At 63.4% G+C, this 13,453-nt stretch carries 13 protein-coding genes; 7 read left to right on the forward strand and 6 right to left on the reverse strand.

What is annotated here, in order from left to right; translation table 11 throughout:
• Positions 1–117: 117 nt before the first annotated feature.
• Complete coding sequence (gene trxA / locus FPB55_RS24900) at positions 118–447, reverse strand: thioredoxin TrxA (protein ID WP_009684153.1); 330 nt, start codon at positions 445–447, stop codon at positions 118–120.
• 242 nt (positions 448–689) lie between these two features.
• Here trxA and ppx point away from each other — a divergent pair, with 242 nt between their 5' ends.
• A complete protein-coding gene (ppx, locus tag FPB55_RS24905; protein ID WP_029886228.1) occupies positions 690–2,192 on the forward strand; it encodes an exopolyphosphatase in 1,503 nt (500 codons plus the stop codon).
• Here the strand turns inward: ppx and ppk1 are convergent.
• A complete protein-coding gene (gene ppk1, locus FPB55_RS24910) occupies positions 2,179–4,428 on the reverse strand; it encodes a polyphosphate kinase 1 (protein WP_029886227.1) in 2,250 nt (749 codons plus the stop codon). The two genes, ppx and ppk1, sit on opposite strands and share 14 nt — an antisense overlap.
• 211 nt (positions 4,429–4,639) lie before the next feature.
• Between ppk1 and FPB55_RS24915 the strand changes: the two genes are divergently transcribed.
• Positions 4,640–5,242 (forward strand): DedA family protein, encoded by a 603-nt coding sequence (locus FPB55_RS24915; protein ID WP_009681657.1) that lies wholly within the window; start codon positions 4,640–4,642, stop codon positions 5,240–5,242.
• Positions 5,243–5,429: 187 nt separating this feature from the next.
• Positions 5,430–6,089: an isoprenoid biosynthesis glyoxalase ElbB gene (elbB, locus tag FPB55_RS24920; protein ID WP_115295061.1), complete on the forward strand. Its 660-nt coding sequence runs from the start codon at positions 5,430–5,432 to the stop codon at positions 6,087–6,089.
• 174 nt (positions 6,090–6,263) lie between these two features.
• On the opposite strand, the gene FPB55_RS24925 is transcribed toward elbB, so the two are convergent.
• Entirely contained in the window at positions 6,264–6,716 is a 453-nt protein-coding gene (locus FPB55_RS24925) for a YaiI/YqxD family protein (RefSeq protein ID WP_009681655.1), read from the reverse strand.
• Between the two features lie 168 nt (positions 6,717–6,884).
• Between FPB55_RS24925 and FPB55_RS24930 the strand changes: the two genes are divergently transcribed.
• Positions 6,885–9,734: a class I adenylate cyclase gene (locus FPB55_RS24930; protein WP_144189503.1), complete on the forward strand. Its 2,850-nt coding sequence runs from the start codon at positions 6,885–6,887 to the stop codon at positions 9,732–9,734.
• A 39-nt stretch (positions 9,735–9,773) separates the two neighbouring features.
• Here FPB55_RS24930 and rnk read toward each other — a convergent pair whose 3' ends face one another.
• The 3 genes from rnk to cyaY all read right to left on the reverse strand — a co-directional run bounded on the left by rnk (position 9,774) and on the right by cyaY (position 10,889).
• Positions 9,774–10,184, reverse strand: coding sequence for a nucleoside diphosphate kinase regulator (rnk, locus tag FPB55_RS24935; protein WP_009681653.1), 411 nt, complete (start codon positions 10,182–10,184; stop codon positions 9,774–9,776).
• Positions 10,185–10,330: 146 nt separating this feature from the next.
• Positions 10,331–10,555: a DUF1289 domain-containing protein gene (locus tag FPB55_RS24940; protein ID WP_009681652.1), complete on the reverse strand. Its 225-nt coding sequence runs from the start codon at positions 10,553–10,555 to the stop codon at positions 10,331–10,333.
• Between the two features lies 1 nt (position 10,556).
• A complete protein-coding gene (cyaY, locus tag FPB55_RS24945) occupies positions 10,557–10,889 on the reverse strand; it encodes an iron donor protein CyaY (RefSeq protein ID WP_009681651.1) in 333 nt (110 codons plus the stop codon).
• A 250-nt stretch (positions 10,890–11,139) separates the two neighbouring features.
• Between cyaY and FPB55_RS24950 the strand changes: the two genes are divergently transcribed.
• Genes FPB55_RS24950 through dapF form a run of 3 tightly spaced genes read left to right on the forward strand, consistent with a single transcriptional unit; the run spans position 11,140 to position 13,445 of the window.
• Complete coding sequence (locus FPB55_RS24950; RefSeq protein ID WP_009681650.1) at positions 11,140–11,352, forward strand: lipoprotein; 213 nt, start codon at positions 11,140–11,142, stop codon at positions 11,350–11,352.
• Positions 11,353–11,362: 10 nt separating this feature from the next.
• On the forward strand, positions 11,363–12,610 hold the full coding sequence (gene lysA, locus FPB55_RS24955) for a diaminopimelate decarboxylase (RefSeq protein ID WP_009681649.1): 1,248 nt from the start codon (positions 11,363–11,365) through the stop codon (positions 12,608–12,610).
• A gap of 4 nt (positions 12,611–12,614) precedes the next feature.
• Positions 12,615–13,445: a diaminopimelate epimerase gene (gene dapF, locus FPB55_RS24960; protein WP_009681648.1), complete on the forward strand. Its 831-nt coding sequence runs from the start codon at positions 12,615–12,617 to the stop codon at positions 13,443–13,445.
• Positions 13,446–13,453 lie beyond the last annotated feature (8 nt).

Here is a 13,453-nt window from a genome sequence, read left to right on the forward strand (position 1 = left end):
GGCGACGGCATGTAGAGGGCACTGGAGAAGCAGTGCGAGGCCGAATGTAACACTTGCTTTTTTCTGCGTCTAGTGCTCTGAAAAAGAAAAGCCCCGCATTCGCGGGGCCTTTTCACATCACAGGTGGGCGTCGAGGAACGCGGCCAGCTGGGATTTGGACAGCGCGCCCACCTTGGTGGCCTCGACGTTGCCGTTCTTGAACAACATCAGCGTCGGGATGCCACGCACGCCATGCTTGGCCGGGGTTTCCTGGTTATCGTCGATGTTCAGCTTGGCGACGGTCAGCTTGCCCTCGTAGGTGGAAGCGATGTCGTCCAGTACCGGCGCGATCATCTTGCACGGGCCGCACCATTCAGCCCAGTAGTCGACCAGCACCGGGCCTTGAGCCTGCAGGACTTCGGCTTCGAAGGTGGCATCGGTGACATGTTTGATCAGATCGCTGCTCATGGATATCTCCAGGGTCGTAAGCAAAAAAACGTGGCCCATGATAGCCGCACCCACGCTCGACAGGAAGCTGCGGTCGATTGAGTGTAACTATAGTTGGGCAAGACGCCACGAATCGAAACTGTCATCTGCGTGTAATAGCATCGGATGGCACATTGCCTTGCATCAAGGCCTGGCGTGGCACGCGTTGGCGACAGCCTGCTATCGTGGCACGATTGCCGGGTTAACGACCGAGAACACACAGCATGCCGCACAACATCGCGAAGAACCTGTCTCTGATCGCCGCCATCGACCTTGGCTCCAACAGTTTTCACATGGTCGTGGCCAAGGCCCACCATACCGAAATCCGCATCCTCGAGCGGCTCGGCGAGAAGGTTCAGCTTGCCGCCGGCATCGACGAAGAGCGCAAGCTCAGTGAAGAGGCGATGGAGCGGGGCCTGGACTGCCTCAAGCGCTTTTCCCAACTGATCCACGGCATGCCGGCTGGCTCGGTGCGCATCGTCGGTACCAATGCCCTGCGCGAAGCGCGCAACCGCAACGAATTCATCCAGCGTGCCGAAGCCATCCTCGGGCACCCGGTCGAGGTCATCTCCGGCCGCGAAGAGGCGCGCCTGATCTACCTGGGTGTGTCCCACACCTTGGCCGACACCCCCGGCAAGCGCCTGGTCGCCGACATCGGCGGCGGCAGCACCGAGTTCATCATTGGCCAGCGCTTCGAGCCGCTGCTGCGCGAAAGCCTGCAAATGGGTTGCGTCAGCTTCACCCAGCGCTACTTCCGCGACGGCAAGATCACGCCGGCCCGCTACGCCCAGGCCTACACCGCCGCGCGCCTGGAGCTGATGAGCATCGAAAACGCCCTGCACCGCCTGACCTGGGACGAGGCCATCGGTTCGTCCGGAACCATCCGCGCCATCGCTGCCGCCATCAAGGACGGCGGCCTGGGCAACGGCGAGGTCAACGCCGAGGGCCTGGCCTGGGTCAAGCGCAAGCTGTTCAAGCTGGGCGACGTCGACAAGATCGACTTCGAAGGCATCAAGCCGGACCGCCGTACCATCTTCCCTGCCGGCCTGGCGATTCTGGAAGCCATCTTCGATGCCCTGGAACTGCAGCGCATGGACCATTGCGACGGCGCGCTGCGCGAAGGCGTGCTGTTCGACCTGCTGGGCCGCCACCACCATGAAGATGTGCGCGAACGCACCCTGAACTCACTGATGGAGCGTTACCACGTCGACCAGGGCCAGGCAGCGCGCGTCGAGCGCAAGGCCTTGCACGCCTTCGACCAGGTCGCGGATGCATGGGGGTTGAAGGATGGAAATTGGCGCGATCTGCTCGGCTGGGCAGCCAAAGTGCATGAAATCGGCCTGGATATCGCCCACTACCACTACCACAAGCATGGCGCCTACCTGATCGAACACTCCGACCTGGCGGGCTTCTCGCGCGAAGACCAGCAGATGATGGCCCTGCTGGTACGCGGCCACCGCCGCAACATTCCCAAGGACAAGTTTGCCGAACTGGGCGAGGAAGGCGTGAAACTGCTGCGCCTGTGCGTGCTGCTGCGCTTCGCCATCCTGTTCCACCATATCCGTGGCAACCAGCAGATGCCGAAGGTCCAGCTCAAGGCTGCCGGGGAAAGCCTCGACATCGCCTTCCCTGAAGGCTGGCTGGAACAGAACCAGCTGACCCAGGCCGACTTCGCCAACGAGGCGGAGTGGCTGACCCGGGTCGGCTTCGTCCTCAGCGTACGTTGAGGACCGGGTTGCTCAGGCGCTCCAGCAGGGTCGCCTGAACGCTGCGCGGGTTCTGGTTGCCGGTTGGGGTGCTGCGCACGTAGCGCCCGTCGGGCTGCAAGGTCCAGGCATGGGTGTTGTCGGTCAGGTAGCCTTCCAGCTCTTTCTTCACCCGCAGCAACAGCTTCTTGCCTTCGACCGGGAAGCAGGTCTCGACACGCTTGTCGAGGTTGCGCTCCATCCAGTCGGCGCTGGACAGGTAGATCTGCTCTTCGCCGCCATTGAGGAAGTAGAACACCCGCGTGTGCTCCAGGAATCGACCGATGATCGAGCGCACCTGGATATTGTGCGAAACCCCCGGAATACCTGGGCGCAGGCAGCACATGCCACGCACCACCAGGTCGATCTTCACGCCAGACTGGCTGGCCTTGTACAACGCCTTGATCACCTTGGCGTCGGTCAGCGAGTTGAACTTGGCGATGATGTGCGCCGGCTTGCCGTCGAGGGCGAACTGGGTTTCCCGCGCGATCATGTCGAGCATGCCCTTCTTCAGGGTAAACGGCGCGTGCAGCAGCTTTTTCATGCGCAGGGTCTTGCCCATGCCGATCAGCTGGCTGAACAGCTTGCCAACGTCCTCGGTGAGGGCGTCGTCTGAGGTCAGCAGGCTGTAGTCGGTGTACAGGCGGGCGTTACCGGCGTGGTAGTTGCCGGTACCCAGGTGGGCGTAGCGCACGATCTCGCCGTGCTCGCGGCGCAGGATCAGCATCATCTTGGCGTGGGTCTTGAAACCGACCACGCCGTAGATCACCACCGCACCCGCCGCTTGCAGGCGGCTGGCCATCTGCAGGTTGGACTCTTCGTCGAAACGCGCACGCAGTTCGATCACCGCGGTGACCTCCTTGCCGTTTCGCGCTGCATCCACCAGGGCATCGACGATTTCCGAGTTGGCCCCGGAGCGGTAAAGGGTCTGGCGCACGGCGAGCACGTGCGGGTCCTTGGCGGCCTGGCGCAGCAGGTCGATCACCGGGGTGAAGGACTCGAATGGGTGCATCAGCAGGATGTCCTGCTTGCCGATCACGCTGAAGATGTTGTCGGCGTTCTGCAGCAGCTTGGGGATCGCCGGCGTGAACGGCGTGTATTGCAGCTCCGGGTGGCTGTCCAGGCCGGTGATGCTGAACAGGCGCGTGAGGTTGACCGGGCCATTGACCTGGTACAGCTCGCTTTCGCTGAGGCTGAACTGCTTGAGCAGGTAGTCCGACAGGTGTTTCGGGCACGTGTCGGCGACCTCCAGGCGCACGGCATCGCCGTAGCGGCGCGAGAACAGCTCGCCGCGCAAGGCGCGGGCCAGGTCGTCAACCTCTTCGGAGTCCAGTGCCAGGTCGGCGTTACGGGTAAGGCGGAACTGGTAGCAACCCTTGACCTTCATGCCCTGGAACAGGTCGTCGGCATGCGCGTGGATCATCGACGACAGGAACACATAGTTGGCACCCGGGCCACCGACTTCTTCCGGCACGCGAATCACTCGCGGCAGCAGGCGGGGGGCAGGGATGATCGCCAGGCCCGAATCACGGCCGAACGCGTCCACCCCTTCCAGCTCGACGATGAAGTTCAGGCTCTTGTTCACCAGCAGCGGGAACGGGTGGGTCGGGTCGAGGCCGATGGGGGTGATGATCGGGGCGATTTCGTCGCGGAAGTAGCGGCGCACCCAGGTCTTGAGCTTGGGTGTCCAGTAACGGCGGCGAATGAAGCGGATCTGGTGTTTTTCCAGCTCCGGCAGCAGCACGTCGTTGAGAATGGCGTATTGCCGGTCGACTTCCAGGTGCACCAGCTCGCTGATGCGCGCCAGTGCCTGGTGCGGCTGCAGGCCGTCGGCGCCGGCCAGTTCGCGGGCAAAATTGATCTGCTTCTTGAGGCCGGCCACCCGGATTTCAAAGAACTCGTCAAGGTTGCTGGAGAAGATCAGCAGGAACTTGAGCCGCTCCAGCAGTGGGTAGCTCTCGTCCAGCGCCTGCTCCAGCACACGAATATTGAACTGCAACTGCGAGAGTTCGCGATGAATGTACAGGCTGCTGTCGTCCAGGCCAGGCACCACGATTGCCGGGGCCGGCGGCGGCGCAGGCACCGGGGCGGCAGGCTCGGCCGCCTGCCCGGCTTCCGGCGCGGTGGCCGGCGGCAGGTCTGGAGGGGTCTGCAGCATCTCTTCGGGGAGCTCCTGGGCATCCTTGATCGCGACAGGGCTAAGCACTTCATTATTCATCTGACGTTCCTGAGGACGTTAACGCCCTATCATCAATTGAGCGGCAAGATAAGCGCCCATTATGACGCCTGTGTGACATGGCAGGGCAAGCCATGACGCGTGGCTATGGCAATGCGGTGTAGGAATTGTTCATGTGGAGACACATTTGGACACTTTCCCGAATGCCCGCGAAGGGGTAGGCTGCGCGTTCATTTCGCCAGCACCTCAGAAAATGCTTCAACAATTCCTGCAGGATTTCGGCTACTTTGCCCTTTTTCTAGGCACCTTCTTCGAAGGCGAGACCATCCTGGTGCTTGCAGGATTCCTTGCATTCCGCGGTTACATGGACATCAACCTGGTGTGCCTGGTGGCGTTCTTCGGCAGCTATGCCGGCGACCAGTTGTGGTATTTCATGGGCCGGCGCCACGGCCGCAAGATTCTGGCCCGCAAGCCGCGCTGGCAGGCGATGGGCGACCGGGCGCTGGCCCACATTCGCCGCCACCCCGACATCTGGGTACTGAGTTTCCGCTTCGTCTACGGCCTGCGCACGGTCATGCCCGTGGCCATTGGCCTGTCGGGCTATCCGCCACGCCGCTACCTGCTGCTGAACGGCATTGGCGCAGCGATCTGGGCCATTGCCCTGGGTGCGGCGGCCTACCACTTCGGCGCCATCCTCGAAGGCCTGCTGGGCAACGTCAAGCGGTACGAACTATGGGTGTTGGCCGCCCTGCTGGGGCTGGGCGTGCTGTTGTGGCTGCGCCGTCGCTTCCGTGCCCTGCGCGCAGAGCGCAAGGCCGCCGCCCAGGCGGCGGGCGAACAGCGCGACCAGCAGTGACCCCGAGGCGCCAGTGCGGCGCATCGGGTTGCACACAGCGTGTCAGGTTGCCGGACGAACAAGGCGGCCGCGTGCCTGTCACAAGCATGACTGGCCCTGAAAACCAACCCGGCGAGCGCCCGCTCGCAATGCGCCGCGCAGGCAGCGCTCGATCTCCCAGGCGCGACACAACACTGGAGCTTCAAACATGACTAAAAAAGTAGCGGTGGTTCTTTCCGGCTGTGGCGTGTACGACGGCGCCGAAATTCACGAAAGCGTGATCACCCTGCTGCGCCTGGACCAGCGCGGCGCGCAAGTGCAGTGCTTCGCGCCGAACATTGCGCAGATGCATGTGATCAACCACCTGACCGGCGAAGAGATGCCCGAGTCGCGCAACGTGCTGGTGGAATCGGCGCGCATTGCCCGGGGCGAGGTCAAGGACATCCGCGAGGCCAAGGCCGAAGACTTCGATGCGCTGATCGTGCCGGGTGGCTTTGGGGCGGCGAAGAACCTGTCCAACTTCGCCGTGGAAGGCGCCAACTGCAGCGTCAACCCAGACGTGCTGGCCCTGGCCGAAGCCTTTGCCGCTGCCTGCAAGCCGATTGGCCTGATCTGCATTTCGCCGGCGCTGGCGGCGAAGATCTACGGGCCGGGGGTGGTCTGCACCATTGGCAGCGACGCGGATACTGCGGCGGCAGTGGTGAAGATGGGCGGCACCCATGAAGAATGCGACGTGCACGACATTGTCGAAGATACCCAACGCAAGCTGGTGACGACCCCGGCTTACATGGAGGCCAAGTCGATCAGCGAGGCGGCTGGTGGCATCTACAAGCTGGTGGACCGGGTGCTGGAGCTGACCCACGAGTAAGGCCCGCCCACGCGAAGCCCAGAATCCCGCGCGGCCCTTTGTAGGAGCGGCCTTGTGTCGCGAAAGGGCCGCGCAGCGGCCCCAGGATTTGAGCTTCGCCGCCTAAATTGCCGGGGCCGCTTCGCGCCCCTTTCGCGACACAAGGCCGCTCCCACAAAAGGGCCGCGTTACACTTCAGGCCCTCGATAGTCGCGAAATGATCCGGTCCAGCGCATTGGCGAACGCCTGCTTGTCGCGCTCCCCATAAGCCGCCTGCCCTCCCCCGACCTGGCCCTGCTCGCGCAAATCGGTGAACAGGTTGCGCGCGGCCAGCCGATCACCCATGTTGCGCTCGTCGAACTCGCGCCCGCGTGGGTCCAGCACTGCCACGCCCTTCTTGACCAGGCGGTCGGCCAACGGCACGTCACTACAGATCACCAGCTCGCCCGGCACGGCATGCTCGACCAGATAATCGTCGGCCGCATCCATGCCACTGGGCACCACGATCAACCGCACGATCGCAAACGCAGGCCTGGCCACTGCCTGGCCCGCCACCATCACCACCTCGAACTTGCGCTTGAGGGCGAACTTGACGATCAGATCCTTGGCTGCCTTGGGGCAGGCATCGGCATCGATCCATACACGCATCGGATAATCTCTTCATCAGCTCAATGTGCTCATGATGCCTCATGCACGGCAAAAGCCGGAAACGGCCGCCGCGCTGGAAAAATGGCGCCAATATTCCAATTGGCGCTTATCCGCCCCTGCTACTCAGGCTAAACTCGCCACAGCTTCACTGGCCTGCCCGAGCGCGCAATGAACCACCCCCACGAAATCCGCCCCGACCTGGACCAAGGCATCGACCGCAAAGTCCTGGCGACACTGCGCGCGCGTTTCCTGCACCTGAACCAGGCTCGGCTGCAGCGGGCAATGGAGGGCCTGTCGACACGTCAGCAACAAGTGCTGCTGCTGTTGCCCTTGCTGTTTCACGTGAACCACCCGCTATTGCCGGGTTACGTCTCGGGCAGCACCCCCGCAGGCGTCTCGGGCTACGAGCCCGGTAGCGAGCTGGTCGCAGAAGCCCAGCGCCTGGCCCGCTCATTCACCTACAAGGCCCAGCACGGCAACCCGCCACGGCCGATACACGGCCTGTTCCTGATGGGCAGCCTGGGCTCGCTGGCGCAGGCCGAGCACAGCGACATGGACGTATGGGTATGCCACGCCCCCGACTTGCCCGAGCCGTTGCTCGAAGAGCTGCGCCGCAAGTGCCAACTGCTGGAAACCTGGGCGGCCAGCCTGGGCGCAGAGGCACACTTTTTCCTGATCGACACCCAAGGGTTTGCCCAAGGCCAGCGTGATGGTCAGCTTGGCTCAGACAATTGCGGGACTACCCAGCATTACCTGCTGCTGGACGAGTTCTACCGCACAACCGTGTGGCTGGCCGGGCGTACGCCGCTGTGGTGGCTGGTGCCGGTCTACGAAGAAGGCAATTACCAGGCCTATACCCAGACCCTGCTGGCCAAGCGTTTTATCCGCAGCCAGGATGTGCTCGACCTGGGCAACCTGGCGCACATTCCGCCCGGCGAGTTCATTGGTGCCGGCCTGTGGCAACTGTTCAAAGGCATCGACTCACCCTACAAGTCGCTGCTCAAACTGCTGCTGACCGAGGCCTACGCCAGTGAATACCCTGGCGTGCGCTGCCTGAGCCTGGACTACAAGCAGGCAGTGTTCGCCAACCAGCTGGACCTGGACGAGCTGGACCCGTATGTCATGGTCTACCGGCGCATCGAACGCTACCTGCTGCAAAGGGGCGAGCCTGTGCGCCTGGAACGGGTACGGCGCAGCCTGTACTTGAAGGTGAACAAGAAGCTCAGCGATCAGAACCGTAGCAATGGCTGGCAGCGCCGTTTGCTTCAGCGCCTGGCTGACGAGTGGGGGTGGGATGAGCGCCAGCTGGCGATACTGGACAGCCGCAGCCAATGGAAAGTCCAGCAGGTTGCCGTGGAGCGCCGCGAACTGGTGGCCGAGCTGAACCACAGCTATCGCTTCCTTGGCCAGTTCGCACGCACCCGGAACGCCAGCAGCCGTGCCGACCAACGCGAGCTCAACGTACTGGGCAGGCGCCTGTATGCGGCCTTCGAGCGCCGTGCCGGCAAGGTCGAGGTGATCAACCCGGGTATCGCTCCGGACCTCGCCGAAGACACCCTCACCCTGGTTCAGTTACCTAACCGCAAGGAACCAGGTAACTACCACTGGGAACTGTACAGCGGCAACCTGAACTCTCACGACGTCGAGTACTTCAACCCGATAAAACGCTGCCGCGAGCTGCTGGAGCTGCTGGCCTGGGCCCATCGCAACGGGGTCATCGACAGCGGCACGCGCTTGGCGCTGCACCCAGGTGTCAGTGACCTGAGCGAGTTCGAGCTGGTCAACCTGCTCGGTTGCCTGCAGCAATGCATCCCCCTGCCCTTGCCGACCGTGAGTGAGGTGCGCCTGCTGCAACCCAGCGTTGCCGAGGAAGTGCTGCTACTGGTCAACGTGGCCATCGACCCACTGCGCCATCACCGCGACCTGAACATCCTGATGACCACCGAGCGCACCGACTCACTGAGCTATGCCGGGGTGCGGGAGAACCTGGTGCTGACCTTGGACCAGGTCACCCTGAACAGCTGGAACGAAGTGCTGGTTCAGCGCTTTGACGGCGAACACGCGCTGGTGCGCTGCCTGCGTGACTTTCTCAACAGCCCGGTGGCGCATGGCCACCGGCCGCGGGTACGGGTGCATTGCTTCTGCCCGAGCCGCGCACAGGCCATCAGCCAACGGGTTGAAGAGATCTTCGACACCGTGCAGCTGTTGCAAGCCCAGGGCCTGCAGCACCGCTACCTGCTACAGGTTGCCCAGCACACCCATGTGCTGGAGCTGCAACCGGGGCATGTCAGCCTGAGCACCCTGGCCGAGCAGGATGCCCTGCTGGCCTACCTGGGCGAAGAACGCAGCGTCTACAGCCCGTTGTACCTGGACGCCAACGCCCTGCAAGATAACGACCTGCGCCTGGTGCTGGAGCAGGGCCGGCCGGCGTGCATTCAGGTGTTCTACCGCCTGCAGGACGAATGGGCCGAGCTGTATGTGCTGGATGAATGCAACGCGTTATGGCAACAGCGCCTGCCGCTGCATGACGAGGCGCGCCTGCTGTTGCCGCTGCAGCGCTTTTTGCGCTCGGTGGTGATGCGCCGCGAGGCTCGCCTGCCGCTGGATGACCTTGGGCAGGCGGCCCTGGATATCCAGTACGCGCAGCTACTGCCTGGCGGCCCGGGCAAGGCCCGCAGCATCGAACCGCGCGTGGCGCCGCAGGAGGGCAGTGACCAGCCCTACTATGAAGTGCAGGCCATCATCCAGGCCGGTGTAGGGGGTGCTGCGCATGTGACACTGTACTGCGACCAGCAGGAGTTTTCCGAGCTGGAGCATGGGCCGCAGCTGTATGCGGTAGTGGCGCGGCAGATCATTGGCCAGCGGCGCGGGGCCGGGAAGTACCGGTGCTATATCACCGACCTGGATTTGTCCGAGCTGCTGGATGACCGGCTGGGGGCAACGCAGGTTTACCTGAGCTACAAGCGGGTGCTGGAGCAGGCATTGAACGAGGGGTTGGAGCAGGTGCTGTGCCAATGACCGGGCTGCTCCAACATGGGCCGCATGGCGGCCCAGGCCTCAGAGGTCGAAATCACCCGCCGCTTCAGGCTGGTACTCGACTTCCAGCAGTTTCAGCTTGAGGGTCTTGCCCCCCGGCGCCGGCCAGTCGATCTGTTCACCCACCGACAACCCCAGCAAAGCGCAGCCAATTGGCGCCAGCACCGAAACCTTGCCTTCCGCCCCGGCATCCTTCGGGTACACCAGGGTCAGGTGGTAGTCCTTGCCGCTGGCTTCCTCACGGCAGTGCACGCGCGAGTTCATGGTCACCACGCCTGCGGGTACTTCCTCATGACCGACGACCTGTGCGGCACGGTCCAGCTCCTCCTGCAGGGCGAACACACCCGGCGTACTCTCGTCGAGGCTGTCGATCAGACGCTCCAGACGCTGTACGTCCAATCGGGTGAGGATAAGGGAAGGCTTGGTGCTCATGATCCAGTCAGACTCCTTTGAACAGGCAATTTTCAATGCACAGATAAAGCAAAACCCCGCCCAAGGGCGGGGTTTGAAAAGGCTTTGGCGTCATCGACGCAGAACCCGACACTACCACAGACGGGCAAATACTCAAGCCCCTGCGGTCAGTGTGCCTTTGCCTGTGCACGCAGGACCTGTGCCTCGCGGCAGATCTGCCGGCGGCGCTCGTCATCGGCCGAGCGCCACTCGCGAATATGCTCGACATGCCGGTGGCAACCGGTGCAGACACGCTGCTCGTCGAGCCGGCAGACGCTGATGCAGGGTGATGGCACCGCGGGGCTGACGTTGCTGTACAACGGCTTGGGTGGCCGTGGCTGGGCGCTGCTCATGTCAGATCTCGTCGAAGTCCAGCTTTTCGCCAGCCCGCTCCCAAACGATGCGTTCGAGCATTTCGCCCAGCAGCTCTTCGCTCTTTTCGCAGACCCACTTTTTAGTCTCTTCGTCGTAGTCGAAGTGGAAACCACCGGAACGGTCAGCCAGCCACAGTTGGCGCAGCGGCTCCTGACGGCTGAAGATCAGCTGGGCGCCGCCTTCGAACTTGACGGTGAGCACGCCAGCGGAATTCTCCATGTCCAGGTCCAGGCCGCTCTCGTCGAACAGGTCTTCCAGGGCCTGTTGGGTCGCGTCGACCAGATCGTGGAAACGCGCTTCACTCAAACTCATTGCAGGAACCTCGAAATTGGCGGCATTACAGGCAAGCCGGGGAAGATACGGGCGCAACGCGCCAGCCGCAAGCTGCTAGCTACAAGCCGCAAGAAAAAGCCCAGCCTACACCCGATCGCTTTTTCTTGCCGCTTGAAGCTTGAAGCTTGCCGCGTCTGCTGCCCGCCCGGCGGACCGGCCCTTGCATAGGCAAGCCGCCGGTCGCTCGGTATACTCGGGCGCAATACTGCATTTTCTAAGGATTTCACCCATGAAGCGCCTGATTTCCTCCTTCGCGGCGCTGGTCGCTGTTGCCTGCCTCGTTTCGGCCTGCGGCCAGAAAGGCCCGCTGTATCTGCCGGACGACGGCGATAACGCTAAAGCGCACAAGTCGCACCAGCACTCGTCGAAAGCCAAGCCGACCGCGGTCCAGGAGCAGCCGCCAGCGCCCGAGTCCGAGCCAGAGCAGTCGCCTGCGCAGTAAAGGAAACCAGATGAACGCTTTCAACTACCGCGACGGCGAGCTGTTCGCGGAGGGTGTAGCCCTGTCGGCCATCGCCGAACGCCATGGCACGCCTACCTACGTGTACTCGCGCGCTCACATCGAGGCCCAGTACCGCAGCTACACCGACGCCCTGCAAGGCGCCGAGCACCTGGTGTGCTTTGCGGTCAAGGCCAACTCCAACCTCGGCGTGCTGAACGTGCTGGCACGCCTGGGTGCAGGTTTCGACATTGTCTCCGGCGGCGAGCTGGAGCGTGTGCTGGCGGCCGGTGGCCGCGCTGACCGCGTGGTGTTCTCCGGCGTGGGGAAAACCCGCGAAGACATGCGCCGCGCCCTGGAAGTGGGTGTGCACTGCTTCAACGTGGAGTCCACTGACGAGCTGGAGCGCCTGCAGGTGGTGGCCGCCGAAATGGGCAAGGTTGCCCCGGTATCGCTGCGGGTCAACCCGGACGTGGACGCCGGTACCCACCCTTACATCTCCACTGGCCTTAAAGAAAACAAGTTCGGCATCGCCATTGCCGACGCCGAAGCCATCTACGTGCGTGCGGCGCAGTTGCCGAACCTTGAAGTGGTCGGTGTCGACTGCCACATCGGCTCCCAGCTGACCACCATCGACCCGTTCCTCGACGCGCTCGACCGCCTGCTGGTGCTGGTCGACCGCCTGGCCGAGTGCGGCATTCACCTGCGCCACCTGGACCTGGGCGGCGGGGTCGGGGTGCGCTACCGTGACGAACAGCCGCCGTTGGTGGCCGACTACATCAAGGCCATCCGCGAGCGCGTTGGCGACCGCGACCTGGCCCTGGTGTTCGAGCCTGGCCGCTATATCGTGGCCAATGCCGGCGTGTTGCTGACCCGCGTGGAATACCTCAAGCACACCGAGCACAAGGACTTCGCTATCATCGATGCGGCGATGAACGACCTGATCCGCCCGGCCTTGTACCAGGCCTGGATGGGCGTCAGCGCGGTCAAGCCGCGTGGCGGTGAAGGCCGTGCCTATGACCTGGTCGGGCCGATCTGCGAGACCGGCGACTTCCTCGGCAAGGACCGGGTCCTCGACCTGGCCGAAGGTGATTTGCTGGCTGTCGAGTCGGCGGGCGCCTATGGTTTTGTCATGAGTTCCAACTACAACACCCGTGGTAGATGCGCCGAAATCCTGGTTGACGGTGACCAGGCGTTCGAAGTACGCCGCCGCGAGACCATCGCCGAACTGTACGCTGGCGAAAGCCTGCTGCCGGAGTAAGCCCATGCTACTGCGTTTTACCAAGATGCATGGGCTGGGCAACGACTTCATGGTCCTGGACCTGGTCAGCCAGCACGCCCACATCCAGCCCAAGCACGCCAAGCAATGGGGTGACCGCCACACCGGCATCGGCTTCGACCAGTTGCTGATCGTCGAGGCGCCGAACAACCCGGAAGTGGACTTCCGCTACCGTATCTTCAATGCCGACGGCTCTGAAGTGGAGCAGTGCGGCAACGGTGCGCGCTGCTTCGCCCGTTTCGTGCTGGACAAGCGCCTGACCGCGAAAAAACGCATCCGCGTGGAAACCAAGAGCGGCATCATCGTGCTGGACGTGCAAAACGACGGCCAGGTGAGTGTCGACATGGGCCCGCCGCGCTTCACCCCTGCCGAAATCCCCTTCGTCGCCGACGCGCAGGCGCTGAACTACCCACTGGAAGTCGACGGCCAGCTGCATTCGATTGCCGCCGTGTCCATGGGTAACCCGCATGCCGTGCTGCGTGTCGACGACGTGCGTACTGCCCCCGTGCATGAACTGGGCCCGAAGATCGAAAACCACCCACGCTTCCCGCAGCGGGTGAATGCCGGCTTCCTCCAGGTCATCGACCGCCACCGGGCCAACCTGCGCGTGTGGGAACGCGGCGCGGGCGAAACCCAGGCCTGCGGCACCGGCGCCTGCGCCGCCGCCGTGGCGGCGATCAGCCAGGGCTGGATGGACTCCCCGGTATCCCTCGACCTGCCAGGTGGCCGCCTGCACATCGAATGGGCCGGCCCCGGCAAGCCCGTGGTGATGACCGGCCCGGCCGTACGCGTCTACGAAGGACAGGTTCGTCTCTAAGCGAGTAA

This window comes from Pseudomonas sp. BJP69 (assembly GCF_007633355.1).
Classification (GTDB): Bacteria; Pseudomonadota; Gammaproteobacteria; order Pseudomonadales; family Pseudomonadaceae; genus Aquipseudomonas; species Aquipseudomonas juntendi.

What these genes read in the sequence shown, in the direction of transcription:
- trxA (WP_009684153.1), bottom strand. Translation starts at nt 447, where the DNA reads ATGAGCAGCGATCTGATCAAACATGTCACCGATGCCACCTTCGAAGCC.
- ppx (WP_029886228.1), top strand. Translation starts at nt 690, where the DNA reads ATGCCGCACAACATCGCGAAGAACCTGTCTCTGATCGCCGCCATCGAC.
- ppk1 (WP_029886227.1), bottom strand. Translation starts at nt 4,428, where the DNA reads ATGAATAATGAAGTGCTTAGCCCTGTCGCGATCAAGGATGCCCAGGAG.
- FPB55_RS24915 (WP_009681657.1), top strand. Translation starts at nt 4,640, where the DNA reads ATGCTTCAACAATTCCTGCAGGATTTCGGCTACTTTGCCCTTTTTCTA.
- elbB (WP_115295061.1), top strand. Translation starts at nt 5,430, where the DNA reads ATGACTAAAAAAGTAGCGGTGGTTCTTTCCGGCTGTGGCGTGTACGAC.
- FPB55_RS24925 (WP_009681655.1), bottom strand. Translation starts at nt 6,716, where the DNA reads ATGCGTGTATGGATCGATGCCGATGCCTGCCCCAAGGCAGCCAAGGAT.
- FPB55_RS24930 (WP_144189503.1), top strand. Translation starts at nt 6,885, where the DNA reads ATGAACCACCCCCACGAAATCCGCCCCGACCTGGACCAAGGCATCGAC.
- rnk (WP_009681653.1), bottom strand. Translation starts at nt 10,184, where the DNA reads ATGAGCACCAAGCCTTCCCTTATCCTCACCCGATTGGACGTACAGCGT.
- FPB55_RS24940 (WP_009681652.1), bottom strand. Translation starts at nt 10,555, where the DNA reads ATGAGCAGCGCCCAGCCACGGCCACCCAAGCCGTTGTACAGCAACGTC.
- cyaY (WP_009681651.1), bottom strand. Translation starts at nt 10,889, where the DNA reads ATGAGTTTGAGTGAAGCGCGTTTCCACGATCTGGTCGACGCGACCCAA.
- FPB55_RS24950 (WP_009681650.1), top strand. Translation starts at nt 11,140, where the DNA reads ATGAAGCGCCTGATTTCCTCCTTCGCGGCGCTGGTCGCTGTTGCCTGC.
- lysA (WP_009681649.1), top strand. Translation starts at nt 11,363, where the DNA reads ATGAACGCTTTCAACTACCGCGACGGCGAGCTGTTCGCGGAGGGTGTA.
- dapF (WP_009681648.1), top strand. Translation starts at nt 12,615, where the DNA reads ATGCTACTGCGTTTTACCAAGATGCATGGGCTGGGCAACGACTTCATG.